Source organism: Cupriavidus sp. 05N38 (assembly GCF_056397345.1).
Genome location: NZ_JBFTNF010000026.1, coordinates 78,910 through 95,553 on the forward strand (window position 1 = coordinate 78,910; position 16,644 = coordinate 95,553).

At 68.9% G+C, this 16,644-nt stretch carries 16 protein-coding genes; 9 read left to right on the forward strand and 7 right to left on the reverse strand.

From position 1 onward, the window contains the following. Window positions 1-5: 5 nt before the first annotated feature. Together AC1DK4_RS19620 and AC1DK4_RS19625 are read right to left on the reverse strand one after the other, a co-directional pair. Window positions 6-734 (reverse strand): maleate cis-trans isomerase family protein, encoded by a 729-nt coding sequence (locus AC1DK4_RS19620; RefSeq protein WP_441620071.1) that lies wholly within the window; start codon window positions 732-734, stop codon window positions 6-8. Between the two features lie 98 nt (window positions 735-832). Continuing rightward, window positions 833-2,131, reverse strand: a complete 1,299-nt coding sequence (locus tag AC1DK4_RS19625) for an MFS transporter (RefSeq protein ID WP_441650274.1) — start codon at window positions 2,129-2,131, stop codon at window positions 833-835. Window positions 2,132-2,393: 262 nt separating this feature from the next. Here AC1DK4_RS19625 and AC1DK4_RS19630 point away from each other — a divergent pair, with 262 nt between their 5' ends. The 3 genes from AC1DK4_RS19630 to AC1DK4_RS19640 all read left to right on the forward strand — a co-directional run bounded on the left by AC1DK4_RS19630 (window position 2,394) and on the right by AC1DK4_RS19640 (window position 5,530). Continuing rightward, a complete protein-coding gene (locus AC1DK4_RS19630; protein ID WP_477131716.1) occupies window positions 2,394-3,122 on the forward strand; it encodes a GntR family transcriptional regulator in 729 nt (242 codons plus the stop codon). Continuing rightward, window positions 3,119-3,967, forward strand: coding sequence for a fumarylacetoacetate hydrolase family protein (locus AC1DK4_RS19635; protein ID WP_477131717.1), 849 nt, complete (start codon window positions 3,119-3,121; stop codon window positions 3,965-3,967). Before AC1DK4_RS19630 ends, AC1DK4_RS19635 begins: the two co-directional genes overlap by 4 nt. 306 nt (window positions 3,968-4,273) lie before the next feature. After that, a complete protein-coding gene (locus AC1DK4_RS19640) occupies window positions 4,274-5,530 on the forward strand; it encodes a M20 aminoacylase family protein (protein ID WP_441620064.1) in 1,257 nt (418 codons plus the stop codon). 291 nt (window positions 5,531-5,821) lie between these two features. Here AC1DK4_RS19640 and AC1DK4_RS19645 read toward each other — a convergent pair whose 3' ends face one another. Then, window positions 5,822-6,718 carry an AraC family transcriptional regulator gene (locus tag AC1DK4_RS19645; protein ID WP_441650277.1) on the reverse strand — a complete coding sequence of 299 codons (897 nt, stop codon included), beginning with the start codon at window positions 6,716-6,718 and terminating at the stop codon, window positions 5,822-5,824. A 110-nt stretch (window positions 6,719-6,828) separates the two neighbouring features. Between AC1DK4_RS19645 and AC1DK4_RS19650 the strand changes: the two genes are divergently transcribed. Beyond that, on the forward strand, window positions 6,829-8,085 hold the full coding sequence (locus AC1DK4_RS19650; protein ID WP_441620060.1) for an MFS transporter: 1,257 nt from the start codon (window positions 6,829-6,831) through the stop codon (window positions 8,083-8,085). A gap of 275 nt (window positions 8,086-8,360) precedes the next feature. On the opposite strand, the gene AC1DK4_RS19655 is transcribed toward AC1DK4_RS19650, so the two are convergent. Then, the gene (locus tag AC1DK4_RS19655; protein ID WP_441620058.1) at window positions 8,361-9,650 is read right to left on the reverse strand and encodes a M20/M25/M40 family metallo-hydrolase; all 1,290 of its coding nucleotides are present in this window, start codon (window positions 9,648-9,650) and stop codon (window positions 8,361-8,363) included. A gap of 143 nt (window positions 9,651-9,793) precedes the next feature. Further along, a complete protein-coding gene (locus AC1DK4_RS19660; RefSeq protein WP_441650283.1) occupies window positions 9,794-10,315 on the reverse strand; it encodes a MarR family winged helix-turn-helix transcriptional regulator in 522 nt (173 codons plus the stop codon). Between the two features lie 329 nt (window positions 10,316-10,644). On the opposite strand from AC1DK4_RS19660, the gene AC1DK4_RS19665 reads away from it, so the two are divergent. Genes AC1DK4_RS19665 through AC1DK4_RS19675 form a run of 3 tightly spaced genes read left to right on the forward strand, consistent with a single transcriptional unit; the run spans window position 10,645 to window position 12,944 of the window. Continuing rightward, window positions 10,645-11,535, forward strand: coding sequence for an EamA family transporter (locus tag AC1DK4_RS19665; RefSeq protein ID WP_441650278.1), 891 nt, complete (start codon window positions 10,645-10,647; stop codon window positions 11,533-11,535). Window positions 11,536-11,573: 38 nt separating this feature from the next. Beyond that, complete coding sequence (locus tag AC1DK4_RS19670) at window positions 11,574-11,906, forward strand: hypothetical protein (RefSeq protein ID WP_441650284.1); 333 nt, start codon at window positions 11,574-11,576, stop codon at window positions 11,904-11,906. Between the two features lie 42 nt (window positions 11,907-11,948). Beyond that, window positions 11,949-12,944 carry a Bug family tripartite tricarboxylate transporter substrate binding protein gene (locus AC1DK4_RS19675; RefSeq protein ID WP_441650279.1) on the forward strand — a complete coding sequence of 332 codons (996 nt, stop codon included), beginning with the start codon at window positions 11,949-11,951 and terminating at the stop codon, window positions 12,942-12,944. Between the two features lie 126 nt (window positions 12,945-13,070). On the opposite strand, the gene AC1DK4_RS19680 is transcribed toward AC1DK4_RS19675, so the two are convergent. Next, complete coding sequence (locus AC1DK4_RS19680; RefSeq protein WP_441650280.1) at window positions 13,071-13,760, reverse strand: response regulator transcription factor; 690 nt, start codon at window positions 13,758-13,760, stop codon at window positions 13,071-13,073. A gap of 253 nt (window positions 13,761-14,013) precedes the next feature. Between AC1DK4_RS19680 and AC1DK4_RS19685 the strand changes: the two genes are divergently transcribed. Together AC1DK4_RS19685 and AC1DK4_RS19690 are read left to right on the forward strand one after the other, a co-directional pair. Next, window positions 14,014-14,712, forward strand: coding sequence for a response regulator transcription factor (locus tag AC1DK4_RS19685; RefSeq protein ID WP_441650285.1), 699 nt, complete (start codon window positions 14,014-14,016; stop codon window positions 14,710-14,712). Then, the gene (locus AC1DK4_RS19690; RefSeq protein ID WP_477131718.1) at window positions 14,709-15,464 is read left to right on the forward strand and encodes a histidine kinase; all 756 of its coding nucleotides are present in this window, start codon (window positions 14,709-14,711) and stop codon (window positions 15,462-15,464) included. Before AC1DK4_RS19685 ends, AC1DK4_RS19690 begins: the two co-directional genes overlap by 4 nt. 94 nt (window positions 15,465-15,558) lie before the next feature. Here the strand turns inward: AC1DK4_RS19690 and AC1DK4_RS19695 are convergent, their stop codons facing one another. Beyond that, the gene (locus tag AC1DK4_RS19695) at window positions 15,559-16,641 is read right to left on the reverse strand and encodes a porin (protein WP_477131719.1); all 1,083 of its coding nucleotides are present in this window, start codon (window positions 16,639-16,641) and stop codon (window positions 15,559-15,561) included. Between the last annotated feature and the right edge of the window lie 3 nt (window positions 16,642-16,644).

Below are 16,644 nucleotides of genomic sequence, written 5' to 3' on the forward strand. Positions count from 1 at the left end.
CTGTCTTACTGGACTTCGGCGAACAGGCGACCCCATCCGCGCAGCTCGCGCGTATCCACGCCGGCCAGCCGCAGCGATTTCCACACGACGGTGGAGATGGTGTCGTAGACGGGGATGCCGGTCTCGGCTTCCAGTTCCTGCGCCAGGTGCGCGGCGCGCAGATTGGTGCAGAACGTGGTGATGGCGGCGGGCTTGTGCTGCGCCACTTCGCGCACCATGCGGCGGATGGTGTCCTCCTCGACCTCGGCGAAGCTGTAGTTCACGTGCAGGTCCAGGTGCCGCTCGGCGGTGCAGCGCAGTCCGTGGCGCTCGTAGTTCTGCCTGATGCGCTGCTGCACGTCGTCGAGATACGGCGTGACCAGGCCAAAGTCCTGCGCGCCGGTCTTCTTCAGGATTTCGTTGAGCGCCAGCACCGAGGTGGTGGCGGGGATGCCGGTGGCTTCGGTGATCTGGCGGCACAGCGCTTCGTCCTTGTCGAAGCCGAGCCAGCCGGACGAGGTGCCGTTCCAGGCGATCACGTCGACGCGCGCGTCCGCCAGCAGCCTGGCCGCGCCGATGATCTTGTCGAGATCGAACTGGCCCAGCGCCTGGTCGCGCAGCGAGATCTCGGTGACGGTGAAGCGCGAGAAATGCGCGCTGACGTTGGGCAGGCCGCTCACCATCGCGCTGGTGATGGGTTCGAGCGCCGTGTTGGAGGACGGCGTGAGCATGCCGAGCAGGGTACGTTTGGTCATGTCGGGTTTTCGCTTCAGGAGTTGGCGCGGCCCTGGCGCGCGTCGATGCGGCGCGCCGGGCCAAGCTCGTTATCGTGGATGGATGGCGGGCGCGCTGCTCAGACCGGCAGCTTCTTCTCGTAGTCGATCGCGGTGGACGACAGCAGCAGGCCCACGCCGGCGGCGGCGAAGAACATCAGCGCCAGGAAGTAGGAGCCGGTGAACTGCACGATCATGCCGACGATGATGGGCACGGAGATGCCGCCGATATTGCCGCCCAGGTTCATGATGCCGCCCAGCACGCCCACCTTGTCGCGGGTGCCCAGGATCGACGGGATGCACCAGAACAGGCCGCACCAGCGCAGGAAGAACAGGGTGGAGGAGAGCAGCGCCACGACGACGACCGGGTCCTTCACGTAGGCCACGGAGAAGATCGAGACCGTGGCGACCACCGCGGCGATGCCGAACAGCGTGCGCATCACGCGGTTGGGCCTGCCGCCCGCGGCTTTCCACTTGTCGGCGATCCAGCCGCCGACCAGCTCGCCGACGAAGCCCGAGAAGAAGATGATGAAGCTGGCGCCGCCCATCTGCTTGATGTCGAAGCCGTGCACCTTGTTCAGGTAGTTCGGCATCCAGGTCAGCAGGCCGTAGAACACGCTGTTGAAGCACATCCAGCCGATCGCCATGCACCACACGGAGCGGTACTTGAAGAAGTCCAGCGAACGGCCCGACAGGTTGGCCGGCTCGGCGCGATGTTCGGCGGCCTGGGCCTCCTCGATATAGCGCGCTTCCAGTTCATTGACGCCACGATGCTCGCGCGGCGAGTTGCGCACGTAGTGCCAAGCCCACAGGCCGGCCAGCACGGTGCCTACGCCGGCCACGATGAAGGACAGCCGCCACGAGCCAAGCACGGTGATCAGCCACGTGATGATGACGGCACCGAGCGCGGCGCCCAGCGGCGCGCCGCCGTCGAGCAGGGTGGCGCCGCGGCCGCGTTCGTTCTGCGTCATCCAGATCGCGTTGAGCTTGCCGCCGGCCGGGTAGATCGGCGCTTCGGCCGCGCCCAGGCCCAGGCGGGTCAGCAGCAGCGAGGTGGCACTGGTGCAGAACGCCGCGGCCGCCTGGGACAGGCCCCAGAACACGGTGGCGATGGCGATCACGATGCGCGGCTTGTACTTGTCCGCCAGCATGCCGCCGGGGATCTGCATGAGCGCGTAGGTCCAGAAGAAGGAGCTGAGGATCAGGCCCTGCATGGTGGGGCTGAGGTCGAACTCCTTGGCGATCAGCGGCATCGCCACCGACAGCGACGCGCGGTCGATGTAGTTGATGGCGATGAGGAACAGCATCATCAGGAAAATCTTCCAGCGCACGGAGCTCTTCGTCTCCGTTAGCGCCGCGGCCCGGCTTGTCGTTTGCATGACGCGTGTCTCCTTTGAGGAATTTTAGAAGTCGTTCCGGAAAGCGTCCGGCGAGCGTGCCCGGCGCGTGGCCGGGGCTTGCTCCGCTGCTTTCCGAAACGACCTCCGAGGCGGTTTGAATTCGTGTGTCGCGCAACCGGCTGGAGTATAGGATACGTAATCTGTAATTACAACTCTTGTAAGTCGTTGATTTTATTATGATGCAAACGCACAATTTCGGTGTGTGATAGCCTTGTTGTGGTGCATGTTCCCCATCCCGGTGATGTCTGTGACTCAAACGCTGCCTAAATCCACGCGCCTGCGCACGCTCGGCATGTCGGCCGAAATTGCTGCCCGCCTGCGCACCATGATCGAAGAAGGGGAGATGCCGCCGGGTGCGCGCATCGACGAGCGCGCCTTCTGCGAGATGTTCGATGTCTCCAAGACGCCACTGCGCGAGGCGCTCAAGGTGCTGGTGTCGGAAGGGCTGGTGCTGCACCGGCAATACATCGGCTACCGCGTGGCGGCGCTGGACCTGGACRAACTGCGCGCCACCTTCGAGACGCTGCACGGGCTCGAGGCCACCGCCGGCGAACTCGCCGCGACGCGGCTGTCGGATGCCACGATGGCGCGCCTGGAGCGCAAGCACCAGGCCATGCTCGACGCGCACGCAGCGGGCCGGCGCACCGAGTACTTCCGCACCAACCAGGAGATCCACCAGCTCATCATCGACGGCGCCGCCAACCCGGTGCTGGCCGGCATCTACGCCATGCTGATGAGCAAGGTCCACCGCGCGCGCGGCGCCGCCAATGCGGATATGCTGCGCTGGCAGGAATCGCACGAGGAGCACGAGGCCATCATGTCCGCGCTGCGCGAACCCGGCCGCCCACGGCTGGCGCAGGTGCTGCGCGGGCATTCCGAGAACACCGCCAAAGAAGTCCTGACCGTGGTCGCGCGGACCCTGTCCGAGCCCGCGCACCGCTTAGCCACCGAAGCCAAGGGGAAACGATGAAACTAGTACGTGTAGGCAAGCCGGGCGCAGAACGTCCGGGACTGATCGACAAGGAAGGCCGCGTGCGCGACCTGTCCGGCGTGATCGACGGCGTGGGGCCGCAGCAACTGTCGGCCGAGGCGCTGGCCAGGCTGGCCGCGCTGGACCCGGCCACGCTGCCGGTGGTGCAGGGCGGGCGCTTCGGCGTGCCCTGGACCGGCATCGGCAAGATCGTGGCCATCGGCCTGAACTACGCCGACCACGCCGCCGAGGCCGGCATGCCGCTGCCGGCCGAGCCCATCGTCTTCCTCAAGGCCAACAGCTCGCTCAACGGCCCCGACGATGCGGTGATGCTGCCGCGCGGCTCCGAGAAGAGCGACTGGGAAGTGGAACTGGGCGTGGTGATCGGCACGGCCGCGCGCGACGTCTCGCGCGAGCAGGCGCTGTCCCACGTGGCCGGCTACTGCGTGGTCAACGATGTCTCCGAGCGCGAGTTCCAGCTCGAACGCGGCGGCACCTGGGACAAGGGCAAGGGCTGCGATACCTTCTGCCCGGTCGGCCCGTGGCTGGTCACGCGCGACGAAGTGGCCGACCCGCAGGCGCTCGGCCTGTGGCTGGACGTCAACGGCGAGCGCGTGCAGAAGGGCAGCACCGCCACCATGGTGTTCGACGTGGCCACGCTGGTGAGCTATGTCAGCCGCTTCATGACGCTGCATCCCGGCGACCTGATCTGCACCGGCACGCCGCCGGGCGTGGGCATGGGCTTCAAGCCGCCGCRCTTTCTCAAGGCTGGCGACACCATGCGGCTGGGCATCGACGGGCTGGGCGAGCAGACCCAGGCGGTGGTGGCGTACGCCAAGGGGTAAGCGTCACGCGAAGTGCGAGGAAAAGGCGGCCGGCAACGGCCGCTTTTTTTTGCGCCCGGGCTCCGCCCGGACGCGGCTTGTACCGCGGGCGATACCTGCCGGCACGAATGCGGCGAAGCGCGCAGAAGGCGGGGGACTGTGATCCCCGTCGCCGCGTCGAGTTCCCCCTGTGATCCCGGCGTGCGCGGACCGTCCCCCGTTCGCAACACTTGTTGCCCGATTTCGCTACAAAGGGTTAAACCGTTTGCGCTCAGTGCTTAGCGTGAAATACTGTTTTCTATACGCTTAGAAAAAACGAGCACTGCCATGTCAGAACACGCCCCCGAATTGATGGAGTCGTTGCTTTCAGACTCCCCCGCAAGTCCTTCTCTCAAGCCTTTTGCCTTCCGCCTTGCGCGCTTGTGCGAGCTGGCCGATACGGCCGACAGCCGCGCCGAGCTGGAAGCCATCCGTCACACCATCCACCAGCATCCGGAACTCGCCTTCGACGAAGTGCGCACCGCCGAACTGGTCGCCAGCCAGCTCGAGGGCTGGGGCTACGAGGTGACGCGCCATGTGGGCGGCACCGGCGTGGTCGGCCGCCTGCGCCAGGGCGACAGCCCGCGCACCGTCGGCGTGCGCGCCGACATGGATGCGCTGCCCATCCACGAGCGCACCGGCCTGCCTTATGCGAGCCTCAACGCCGGCAAGATGCACGCGTGCGGGCACGACGGCCACACCACCGTGCTGCTGGGCGCGGCGCGCCAACTGGCGCGCACGCGCAACTTCAACGGCACCGTGCACCTGATCTTCCAGCCCGCCGAGGAGATCGGCGCGGGCGGCGGCGCCGAGCGCATGCTGGCCGACGGCCTGTTCGAGCGCTTTCCGTGCGATGCGATCTTCGGCCTGCACAACCACCCGGGCGTGGAGGCCGGCACCTTCATGTTCCGCACCGGCCCCTTCATGGCCGCCTGCGATACGGTCTCCATCACCATCCGCGGCAAGGGCGGCCATGCCGCGCGCCCGCACCAGGCGATCGACCCGATCCTGGTGGCCGGCAGCCTGGTGATGGCGCTGCAGAGCATCGTGGCGCGCAATATCGACCCGAACGAAACCGCGGTGGTCACCATCGGCACGCTGCACGCCGGCCACGCGCCCAACGTGATCCCCGAAAGCGCCAAGCTGGAACTGAGCGTGCGCTCCTTCAGCCCGGACGTGCGCCGCACTCTGGAGGCGCGCATCACCAAACTGGTGACCTCCCACGTGGACGGCTACGGCGCCACCGTGGAGATTGACTACATCCGCGGCTACCCGGTACTGGTCAACAGCGAGCGCGAGACCGAGTTCGCGCGCCAGGTCGCCGAGGAACTGGTCGGCCCGGACAAGGTGGTGGGGCACTTCCCGCAGATCGCCGGCAGCGAGGACTTTGCCTATTTCCTGCAGCAGCGCCCGGGCTGCTTCGTGCGCATGGGCAATGGCGTGGGGCAGCCGCTGCTGCATAACGCCGGCTACGACTTCAACGACGAGAACCTGACGGTCGGCGCGGCGTACTGGACGCGGCTGGTGGAGCGGTATCTGGCCTGACGGCGGCATGTCCGGTGCCGGGGCGCTGGTCGGGGCGCGGTATCGGTGTCGGTATCGGTAGCGGCCCGGCCCGGCCTGGGCTGGCATCCCGGCGGCATTGCGCCGCGCGAGCTTTGACCGGTTTCGGCCAATTTCGCAATTAACGGCCGTACCTGCATCAGCGGCCGCCGGGAGCACAGCCGCAACCGCAACCGCAACCGCAACCGCAACCGCAACCGCAACCGCAACCGCAACCGCAACCGCAACCGCAACCGCAACCGCAGCCGCAGCCGCAACCGCAACCGCAGCCGCCTATCTGAAGAAGGTGCTCGGTGGCACGCCGAACTGCTTGCGGAACATCGTCGAGAACGCGCTCGGGCTGTCATAGCCCAGGTCCAGCGCCACATCCACCACCTTGGCCCCTGCGGCCAGCCCCTCCAGCGCCGCCAGCAGCCGGGCCTGCTGCCGCCATTGCCCGAACGTCATCCCGGTCTCGCGCGCGAACTTGCGCTGGATGGTCTTGGGGTCGAGGCCCAGCCGCCCGCCCCATTCCGCCAGCGTGAGCGCCGTATCCGGCGCGCCGACGATGGCATCGCAGATCTCGCGCAGGCCGGGATCGGCCGGGCGCGGCAGGTGCAGGGGCAGGGTGGGCACCAGCATCACTTCGTCCAGCAGCAGGCGCATCAGGCGGCCATCGCGCGATTCGGCCGCGTAGGGGGTGGGAATGTCGATGGCAGCGAGGATCAGTTCCCGCAGCAGCGGGCTGATGCCGAGCACGGTGCAGCGCGTGGGCAGGTTGGCGGCCGCGTCGGGCCGGATATAGGCGGTGCGCATGCGTACGTGGCCCACCATGCGGATCCAGTGCACGGTGCCGCCAGGCATCCACATGCCGCGCGTGGGCGGGACGATCCACTGGCCCTCGGCGGTGGCGACCACCATCACGCCGTGCACGGCGTGGATCAGCTGCGCGTGGGGATGCTGGTGCGGCTTGGTGACATGGCTCGGCAGGTAGTCGGCCGCCATGGCGGTGACGGGCATGGGGCCGCGGTCGTAGCGCAGGTAGGCCGGCGCGGCGCTGTAGGTGTCGGCGCGGTCTTCGGCGTGGGCCGGGACGAGGGGTGGTATGGCCGGTGCGCCACCTGTACGCGGGCGAGCGGGGGACGCGGCGCGGGGCGGGCGGGGAGGCTGGCCGGTGGCGGGACGTGGCATGTCCTTTTCTCCAAGGTTCCGGCCCTATTCTCGCAGGACAGGCGCAGTCGCGCCAATTAGCATGGCTGCCAGATTCCCGTATTGTTTTTCTTCCAGCCCCCGATTCCATCATGAGCAGCCGCATCGACACCGCGCCAGGCGGCGCGACCGCCTCGCCGCAGGGCCAGGCGCAGCCTCTACACAGTACCCAGTCCGCGGAGCGGACCGGTTTCCGCGTACTGTCGGCGATCAGCTTTTCGCATTTCCTCAACGACATGATCCAGTCGCTGATCCTGGCCATCTATCCGATGCTCAAGGGCGGCTTCAACCTTAGTTTCACGCAGATCGGCCTGCTGACGCTGACGTACCAGATCACGGCGTCGCTGCTGCAGCCGGTGGTCGGCCTGTACACCGACAAGCATCCCAAGCCGAAGTCGCTGCCGATCGGCATGGGCTTCACGCTGTGCGGCCTGTTGCTGCTGTCGGTGGCGCCCACTTACGGCGTGCTGCTGGTGGCGGCCGCGCTGGTGGGCACGGGTTCGTCGATCTTCCACCCGGAATCATCGCGGGTGGCGCGCATGGCCTCGGGTGGCCAGCACGGCCTGGCGCAGTCGATCTTCCAGGTCGGCGGCAATGCCGGCAGCGCGGCCGGGCCGCTGCTGGCGGCGTGGATCGTGCACCAGCAGAGCAGCGTGGCGTGGTTCTCGCTGGCCGCGCTGCTGGCGATCGCCGTGCTGTGGCAGATCGGCGGCTGGTACGGCCGCGAGCTGGCCCACACCGCGCGCAAGCGCAAGGCCGTCTCCACCGCCGCGCCGCTGCCGCGCAGCACCGTGGTGCGCGCCATGATCGTGCTGATGGTGCTGGTGTTCTCCAAGTACTTCTACATGGCGAGCCTGAACACCTACTACACCTTCTACCTGATGGAGCGCTTCGGCCTGGAGCGCCAGAGCGCGCAGATCTACCTGTTCGCCTTCCTGTTCGCGGTGGCGGCCGGCACCATCCTGGGCGGCCCGATCGGCGACCGCATCGGCCGCAAGCGCGTGATCTGGGCGTCGATCCTGGGCGTGGCGCCGTTCACGCTGATGCTGCCGCATGCCAACCTGTTCTGGACCGGCGTGCTGTCGTTCATCATCGGCTTTATCCTGGCCTCGGCGTTCTCGGCCATCCTGGTGTTCGCGCAGGAGCTGATCCCCGGCAAGGTGGGCATGGTGTCCGGCCTGTTCTTCGGCTTTGCCTTCGGCATGGGCGGCATCGGCGCCGCGGTGCTGGGCACGCTGGCGGACGCGCAAGGCATCCAGGCCGTCTACCGGCTGTGCGCCTTCCTGCCGCTGCTGGGGCTGCTGGCGGTCTTCCTGCCCGACCTGGGCGGGCGCAAGAAACCGGCCTGACGCTAGCCGGCCGGGGTCCGGTTCCCACCGGGCCGGCCGCTGCGTGGCCGACGCCACGCAGCGCGGGCTTCACTGCGCACGCTGCACTTCCTACACTGGCATGCGCATGCGCGGGGATACGGGCGGAGATTCGGGCCGGTCGTGCAGGTTGCACCCCGGCCGCACCGGTTGTCCTGCCGCGCTCCTGCCTGCGGGAGATGCAGGCGAGAAACGTGCCAGCCCCTTGCGGGGGCCGGCATCCGCGGCAAGGCCGGCGCGTGGACCGGCGCGCCGGCTCAGTTCCCGGTCTTGTCCTGCGAGACGTCCATGATCATGCGCGTCAGCAGGTACAGGCGCGGCGTGACCGAGTTGAGGTCGACGTATTCGGCGTCGTTCGAGTGCGCGCCGAAGCCGCGCAGGCCGAAGCGCTCGATCACCGGCGCCTTGGTGGCGGCCGCGGCGAAGGCGGCATCGGTGCCGCCGCCTTCGGCGGTGTCGTAGACCGCCAGCTTCTCGCCGATCTCGGCATACACGCCTTGCGCGTGGGCGGCCAGCTTGCGTGCCGCATCGGTGACCTCGAGCGGCGGGCGGCGGCGCTCGAACTTGACCTCGACCTTGGTGTCGTGGATCAGTTGCTTCTTGACGCGCTCCTGCAGCGTGCGCTCCAGGCCGTCGTAGTCGGCGGTGCGCAGCACGCGCACGTCGGCCTGCGCCGTGGCAATGGCGGGAATCACGTTGCGGTTGGAGCCGGCCGAGGAGATCGTCCAGTTCACCTTGAGACCGGTGTCCGGGTTGGACAGGTCGCGCATCTGCAGGATCTGGTGGGAGAGTTCGTACAGCGCGTTGCGGCCCTGCTCGGGCGAGCTGCCGGCGTGCGAGGACTTGCCGTGCACGGTCAGCGAGATCGCGCCGATGCCGCTGGTGGCCAGCGACAGGCGGTCGCCGGTCACGCGCGTGGCCTCGCACGAGAACACCGCGTCCTGCTGGCTGCCCATCTTGGTCAGCATGGCGCGCGCGCCCGGCGAGCTGATTTCCTCGTCGCCGTTGATCAGCACCGTCAGGGTGCCGTAGTCCTTGAAGCCCATCTTCTGCAGGATGGCCACGGTGTGCAGGATCACCGCCACGCCGTTCTTGTCGTCGGCGATGCCCAGGCCGTAGGCGCGCTCGCCGTCGATGCGGAACGGCTGCTGCGCCAGCATGCCGCGCAGGTAGACCGTGTCCATGTGGCCGATCAGCATGATGTTGCGCTTTCCCGTGCCCTTGAACTGCGCCATCACCATCTTGCCCACCTGCTTGGGCGTGTCTTCCATGCGGTAGACCTCGGTGGGCTCGATCAGCTTCGCGTCGCCGCCCATGGCCGAGAGCCGGTCGCGGATCAGCGTGGCGATGCGGTCCAGGCCTTCGATGTCCTTGCTGCCGGACTCGATCGAGACCAGGTCCTTGAGCGTGGCGATCAGCGCGGGCTTTTCCTGCTGCGACAACTGGTAGGCCGGCTCGACCGGCGCGGCCTGCGCGGCACCGGCGCAGAGGAGGGCGGCGAGCATGAGGGCGGGTGCGCTGGCGCGCGGGCGGAAATGCGGGGGCATGCGGGTGTCTCCGGAAATACGGTGGGGGGAAGGTGAAATGGATCGAAAGCGATGGAGGGCGATGGAAAGCGGTGGCGATGCGGTCAAAGGGCAGTGTGGATCGCAGGCTTCGTGCCAGTGCCGGCGCCGATGCGGCGGATACCCTATTCGCCGGGCGGCTCGAAGCCCTGCAGCCAGCGCCGCAGCAGGCCGGCGAGCTGCTTGCGCTCGGCGGCCGTGAGGCGCGCCAGCAGGCGGTGCTCGTTGGCCACGTGGACCTCCACCGCGTGGTCGATGCGGCCGCGGCCCTCGCCTGTCAGCTCGATCAGCAGCCCGCGCCTGTCGTCCGGATTCGGGCAGCGGCGCACCAGGCCGGCGCGTTCGAGATGGTCGATGCGGTTGGTCATGGTGCCCGAGGTGATCATCAGCGAGTCGATCAGCGCGCCCGGCGAGAGCGCATGGGGCGGTCCCGAGCGGCGCAGCGTGGCCAGCACGTCGAACTCCCAGCTGTTCAGGCCGACGGGCGCCAGCGCGGCTTCCACGGCGCGGTCGGTATGGCGCGCCAGGCGCCAGACACGGCCGATGATGCCCATCGGCGAGGCGTCGAGATCGGGGCGCTCGCGTGCCCACTGGGCGAGGATGCGGTCGACGCGGTCGCCGTCCGCGGCAGGGTCCGGCTCGCCCATGCTTGCGGGATGCAGCGCGGGCGCGTCTTCCTTGCCGGCGCTGCGAGGCGCGGCAGGGGGTGTGGCCTTGGGTTTGCCGCGGGTGGCCATGGGATGTGTATTGCGATTTGCGATTGATGCGGATGGCAAGAATCTTGACATCAAGCCTTTCACTTCGTAAAGTGGATTTTATCTTGATATCAAGATTCTTCTTGTGAAGAAGAGTTGCCACGGAGGCCAGCCGCATGAAGCCCGACGCACCGCCCCTTCCGATCACTCCGATCACTCCGATCACTCCGATAGCCCCGCCCGTCCCACCGGCGCAGGCGGCATCCCCCGCGGCGCCTGCCATGCCGGCACTCGCCGCGATTTCCCGGCAGGGGCGGGTACGCGCGGCCGACGTGCTGCTGACCGCTTCCGCCCCGCTGGTCTGGGGCAGCACCTACCTCATCACCAGCCAGTGGCTGCCGCCCGGCCAGCCACTGCTGTCCGGCGTCATCCGCGCGCTGCCGGCGGGGCTGGCCATGCTGGCCTGGGGCCGGCAACTGCCGTCCGGCGGCTGGTGGTGGAAGGCGGCGGTGCTGGGCGTGCTCAATATCGGCTTGTTCCAGGCCATGCTGTTTATCGCGGCCTATCGCCTGCCGGGCGGGGTGGCGGCCACCGTGGGCGCGATCCAGCCGCTGCTGGTGGTGGCGCTGGCATGGCTGCTGCTCGGCGCGCGGCCGCACCTGGCGGCGTGGCTGGCGGGGTTTGGCGGCATCGGCGGCGTGGCCCTGCTGGTGCTCGGGCCGGCCGCCAGGCTCGATGCGGTGGGCGTGGCGGCGGCAGCTGCCGGGGCGGTGTCGATGGCGCTCGGCACGGTGCTGGCCAAGCGCTGGCGCCCGCCGGTCTCGCCGCTGGTGCTGACCGCGTGGCAGCTGACCGCCGGCGCGCTGTTCCTGCTGCCCTTCGCACTGGCGTTCGAGACGCTGCCGGCACGGCTGACGCTGCCCAATGTGCTGGGCTACGCGTGGCTGTGCATCGCCGGCGCCGGTATCAGCTACGCGCTGTGGTTCCGCGGCATCGGGCGGCTGCCCACGGCGGCGGTGTCGGCGCTCGGCCTGCTGAGCCCGGTGAGCGCGACCGTGCTCGGCTTCGCGGTGCTCGGCCAGACCTTGAGCGCGGCGCAGATGGCGGGCGCGCTGCTGGTGCTGGCCAGCGTGTGGCTGGGCCAGCGCGCGCCGTCCGCGCAGCCGCGGTGAACGCGCCGGGATGAATGGCGCGCCGTTTTTGCGGCATCATGGCGGGCATGACGTCTGTTGTGCCTCCCCCCCTCCCTTCCCGGCCCCCGCCCGCGCGCCCCGCCCGGGCCGCCTGCGGCCACTGCCTGGCGCTGGCCGCGGATTCGCGCCGCCGCGAGCCGCACGAGCGCCTGGCGCTCAAGCACACCGCGCCGCTGGTAAGCCAGAGCGCCGCCGGCGTGCCATTCAGCATGCTTACCTTCACCTGCCGCGAGTGCGGCACCGTGTGGCACCTCTATGACCGCGCCAACGAGCTGTTCGTGTCGTGGGTGCCCGAATGTGCCCTGGTGGCGGGACCAGGCACGGGCGGTGACGCATCCCCGATCGGATAAACTCCGCCTTCGTCTCTTACCGTCCCTGCCGTTTCCCCGCCAATGTCCGTTTCCCGCCGATTTCCCTTGCTGGCCGCCGCGCCCGTGTTTGCCGCCGCCGTGGCGAGCCTGTCTGCCGTGCCCGCCCGCGCCGCCGACGCATATCCCTCGCGTCCGATCCGCCTGATCGTGGCCTACCCCACCGGCGGCATCAGCGACGCCGTGGCGCGCGCGCTCGGCGAGCGCCTGTCGGCGCAGATGGGCGGCTCGGTGGTGGTGGAGAACAAGGCCGGCGCCGGCGGCAGCATCGGCATCGACGCCGTGGCCAAGGCCGCGCCGGACGGCTACACGCTGGGCTTCGCCTCGACCAGCCCGCTCACGCTCAACCCGCACGTGGGCCACGTCAACTACGACCCGCAGCGCGATATCGCGCCGGTGATGAGCGTGATGTACTCGCCGGTGCTGCTGGTGGCCACCCAAAGCTTCGCCGGCAAGACTTTCCAGGACCTGCTGGCGCAGGCCAAGGCCCGGCCCGGCTCGGTGCGCTGGGCCACCTCCGGCCTCGGCACGGTCGGCCACGTGATGCTGGAGCAGGTCAAGTCCAGGGCCCAGGCCGACCTGACGCTGATTCCCTACAAGGGCGCGGGCCAGCAGATGAACGACGCGCTCGGCGGGCAGTTCGAGGTGATGAGCACCAACGCCAGCCCGGTGCTGACCCAGCACATGCAGGCTGGCCGCCTGCGTGCGCTGGCGGTGGGCGCGCCCAAGCGCATCGCCTCGATGGCCAATGTGCCGACACTGGCCGAGCTGGGCTATCCCAAGGCCAACCTGACCTCGACCTTCGGCATCTTCGCGCCGGCGCACACGCCGCCGGCCATCATCGCCAGGCTGAATACCGAGCTGAACAAGGCCCTGGCCGAGCCCGAGGTGCGCGAGCGCCTGCTCAAGGGCGGCGAGGTGCCCACCGGCGGCACCGCCGCGCAATTCGCCGCGGCAATCCGCGCTGAGTACGACGACAACGCCCGCATCGTGAAGGAAGCCGGCATCAAGGCCGAGTAAGCAGCCATATCGGGACGACCGGTCCTGGCGTCGTTGCGCGGCGCGCGGCATGCGCGTGCCGCCCGCGGCCGCGTGACTGGCCAGGACCGCCTCGCGCCGTCCCGGGCGCCCGCCGGGCGCGTCCGCTCAGCCCGGCTCGACCAGGTCGAGCCGGCAGCCGGTGGCGTAGACCGATGACAGCCGCACGCCATTGCGCGGCTCCAGCGCCAGCTTGGTGCGCACGCGCGACAGATGGCTGTCCAGCGTGCGCGACGCCGGCGGCATCGCACGCCGCCACACGGCCTGCTCGATGGTCTGGCGCAGCAGCAACTGCCCGGCATGCCGGAACAGCAGTGCCGCCAGCTCGAATTCCTTGGGCGCCAGCCTGACCTGGCGCTCGTTGACGAAGACGCGCCGCTCGGCCAGCGCCAGGCGGTAGGGCCCCAGCGTCAACTCGCTGCGGGCCTGCACCACCGGCACGCGGCGCAGCAGCGCCCGCACGCGCGCCGCCAGCTCCGCGCGGCGGACCGGCGCCGGCAGCACGGCATCGGCGCCGAGCGCAAAGCAGTCGGCGATATGCGCATCGCCGTCCTGAGCGCTCAGCAGCATCACCGGCAGTTCCTCGCCCAGGGTGCGCCGCACCCACAGCAGGACATCCCGCGCCGAGATGCCGGGGATCTCCCACGTCATCAGCAGCAGCGCGTAAGGCTCGCTGCGCAGCGCCTGCATCAGCGCGCCGCCCTCGCGAAAGCGCCGCGAATCATGCCCGCTCAGCGTGAGTGCCTGCTCCAGCAGGATGGCCCGGGCCGGATCGTCCTCCAGTACGGCGATTCGCATGCAGTCCTCTCCTCGTGGTGATGTGCGGTGATGGCCGCCGCCGCGGGCTTGCGCGGCGAAGGCCGTGCGGGAAATCTTAGCGTCGCCCCGGGGCGCGGCGGATGTGCCGGCGCGTTGCCCGCCGTCGAATGCGAAAACTCTCACGTGCCCGCGCGCGGCCGGGGCATCTAATTCCGGAAGCCCCGCATCGTCGGGTCGTCCCCCGGGGTGAAATCCCCCCGAAACAACGCGAGACCGGCCAAATACCATGGGAATGAAGATCGCTTCACTGGAAGACCAGCCCGCCGAGGCAGCCCTGATCCGGCAGATCCTCGGCGAGGCGGGCCATGAGTGCATGACCTTCTCGCGCAGCCGCGAGATGCTGCTGCGCCTGCGCGAGGAAAACTTCGACCTGCTGCTGCTCGACTGGCACATGCCCGATCTCTCCGGCAAGGAGGTGCTGACCTGGGTGCGGGCCAACCTGGACCGCCGCGTGCCGGTGATGTTCGTGACCGGCCGCACGGCCGAGGAAGACATCGTCGACGGCCTCGCCACCGGCGCCGACGACTACATGCTCAAGCCGGTGCGGCGCGGCGAGCTGCTGGCGCGCACCGAGTCGCTGCTGCGGCGCGCCTATCCGGAGCCCGGCGGCGGTGGCGCGCGCGTCGCGCTGGCCGGCTACCTGTTCGATTGCGCCGCGCGCACGGTGGTCCACCGGGCCACGCCGCTCAGGCTTACGCCCAAGGAGTTCGACCTCGCCGTGCTGCTGTTCCGCAACGAAGGGCGCATCGTGTCGCGCGACCATATCGTGGCGGCGGTGTGGGGGCGCGAGATCTCGCCGCTGTCGCGCACCATCGATACCCACATGTCGCGCGTGCGCAGCAAGCTGGGCCTGACCCCGGAGCACGGGCTGCGCCTGCTGCCCGTCTACACGCATGGCTACCGGCTCGAACTGACGCCGGCGGCCGCATGATGGCCTGGCTGGGCCGGGRGGCCGTGCGCATGGCGCGCTGCCTGCTGGCGGCCGCGCACCGTCTCGAACGGCTCGGGGAGCTTGTCTCCGGGAGGGCGGGAGGCACGCCCGCAAAATCCGCGCAGGCCCGGTACGACGAAGCGGCGCAGGCATCCTGGCAGATCATCCGGCACGGCCTGTCGCACGACCTGCGCACGCCGCACAGCGCGATCCTGGCGCTCGTGGAGCTCAGGCTCGCTGCGCCGCCGCTGCTGACATCCGGGGAATTCGCCGCGCAGGCCGCCGGCTGCGCCAGGGCCTCGCTGCGCCTGGTCGACGATCTCGCGCGGCTGCTGCGCGAGCTGCAGCATGACTACCGCATGGAGCGGCTGGAGTGGAATGCGCTGGCGGGCCCGGCGGCGCAGGCGGCCTGGAACGCGGAACAGCCCGGCCGGCATATCGTGCTCTCGCCGCTGCCGCAGGAGGTTGCGGTGCATGGCGACCCTGCCATGCTGTCCGAACTGCTGCGCGTGCTGATGGCACTGTCGCTGGATGCCGCCCGCGAGGGCTCGCCGGCGCGGCTGCACCAGCGCATCTGCGGGGGCGTCTGCCGGCTGTCCGGGACGCGCATCGCCGAGGCCGGTGACGCTGGCGGTGCCGGTGCAGCGGATGCCGGTGCCATGCAGTTCTGCAAGCGGGTGCTGCTGCGCCACGGCGGCCTGCTGCGCACGGAAACCGACGCCTGGCATATCGAGCTGCCCATGCTGCCGTAGAAAGCAAGAAAGCCCCCGAAGGGGCTTTCTTGCGGTCTGAAGCGCCCCCGCGTGGGCGGGGACGTGCCCGTGAAGGCGATCAGATCAAGCGCAATCAGAAAATGTGGCGGATACCGACAGCTGCGCCGGTCTGATTGTTCTTGCCCGGCAGTTCGGTCTTCGTGCCGCCGGTCAGCTTGTTGTAGTCCACGGTGCCGTAGACCTGGGTGCGCTTGGACAGCGAGTACTCGGCCAGCAGMACGCCSGTGTAGCGGTTGCCCGAACTGTTGGCRACGCYGTTCACGTCCTTGACGTGATCGCCGTAGAACACGCCGGTCAGCGCCAGCGCCGGGGAGACCTGATAGGTCATGCCGAGGTAGCCGATGATGTCCTTGCGCGGGTTGGCAGTGAAGTTGCCGGCCGGCACCGCGTTGATGGAGCCGGCAGCGAGTGCGTCGCCGTTCAGGCTGGCGTCGACCGAACCGGTACGGTCCTTGCCGCCAACGTAGCCGAGGAACACCTTGGCTGCGCCGAAACTGTACTTACCGGCTGCGCCCCACATTTGCTGCTTGTTGCCGTTGGCGTCGCGGGTTTCCTGGTACACGCCGCCGATACCGAACGGACCGAAGGCGTACGCAGCGCGCGTGCCCCAGTATTGCGACGTCGTGAAGCTGCCTGCCTTTTCACCGAAGCCGTAGCTGGCGCCCACGTTCAGGCCGCCGAACTTGCCGTCGTAGCTGACGACGTTGTCGTTACGGAAGTTGGTCAGGAAGAACGGCCAGGCGTTGCCCGTGTAGTTGCCGATGGTCAGCGGGTCGAAGTCGCCGAACAGCGTAAAGCCTTCGGTGTACTGGCGGCCCAGCTTGATGGTGCCGAAATCGCCGGCCAGGCCGACGTAGGCTTGACGGCCGAACAGGCGGTTGCTCTGGTTGGCGCGGCCGGTATCAGGATCGAAGCCGTTTTCCAGCTGGAAGATCGCCTTCAGGTTGTTACCCAGGGCTTCGCTGCCCTTGATACCCCAGCGGCTGTTGGTGATGGCGCCGTTGGTCAGCTGGAACAGGTTATCGTTGGCGCCGTTCGAGTTGCTGGTGTAGCGGATGCTCTGGTCAACGATACCGTACAGGGTGACGGAGGATTGTGCGTACGCGCTGCCGGCCAGCAGCGTGCCAATTGCAAGGGTCAGGGCTGATTTCTTCATAGT

Bases quoted from the DNA above. Each gene is read 5' to 3' on its own strand.
- AC1DK4_RS19670 (WP_441650284.1), top strand. From the start codon at position 11,574: ATGGCGGGCATGACGTCTGTTGTGCCTCCCCCCCTCCCTTCCCGGCCC.
- AC1DK4_RS19650 (WP_441620060.1), top strand. From the start codon at position 6,829: ATGAGCAGCCGCATCGACACCGCGCCAGGCGGCGCGACCGCCTCGCCG.
- AC1DK4_RS19675 (WP_441650279.1), top strand. From the start codon at position 11,949: ATGTCCGTTTCCCGCCGATTTCCCTTGCTGGCCGCCGCGCCCGTGTTT.
- AC1DK4_RS19660 (WP_441650283.1), bottom strand. From the start codon at position 10,315: ATGGGCGAGCCGGACCCTGCCGCGGACGGCGACCGCGTCGACCGCATC.
- AC1DK4_RS19680 (WP_441650280.1), bottom strand. From the start codon at position 13,760: ATGCGAATCGCCGTACTGGAGGACGATCCGGCCCGGGCCATCCTGCTG.
- AC1DK4_RS19645 (WP_441650277.1), bottom strand. From the start codon at position 6,718: ATGCCACGTCCCGCCACCGGCCAGCCTCCCCGCCCGCCCCGCGCCGCG.
- AC1DK4_RS19655 (WP_441620058.1), bottom strand. From the start codon at position 9,650: ATGCCCCCGCATTTCCGCCCGCGCGCCAGCGCACCCGCCCTCATGCTC.
- AC1DK4_RS19625 (WP_441650274.1), bottom strand. From the start codon at position 2,131: ATGCAAACGACAAGCCGGGCCGCGGCGCTAACGGAGACGAAGAGCTCC.
- AC1DK4_RS19685 (WP_441650285.1), top strand. From the start codon at position 14,014: ATGAAGATCGCTTCACTGGAAGACCAGCCCGCCGAGGCAGCCCTGATC.
- AC1DK4_RS19620 (WP_441620071.1), bottom strand. From the start codon at position 734: ATGACCAAACGTACCCTGCTCGGCATGCTCACGCCGTCCTCCAACACG.
- AC1DK4_RS19640 (WP_441620064.1), top strand. From the start codon at position 4,274: ATGTCAGAACACGCCCCCGAATTGATGGAGTCGTTGCTTTCAGACTCC.
- AC1DK4_RS19665 (WP_441650278.1), top strand. From the start codon at position 10,645: ATGCCGGCACTCGCCGCGATTTCCCGGCAGGGGCGGGTACGCGCGGCC.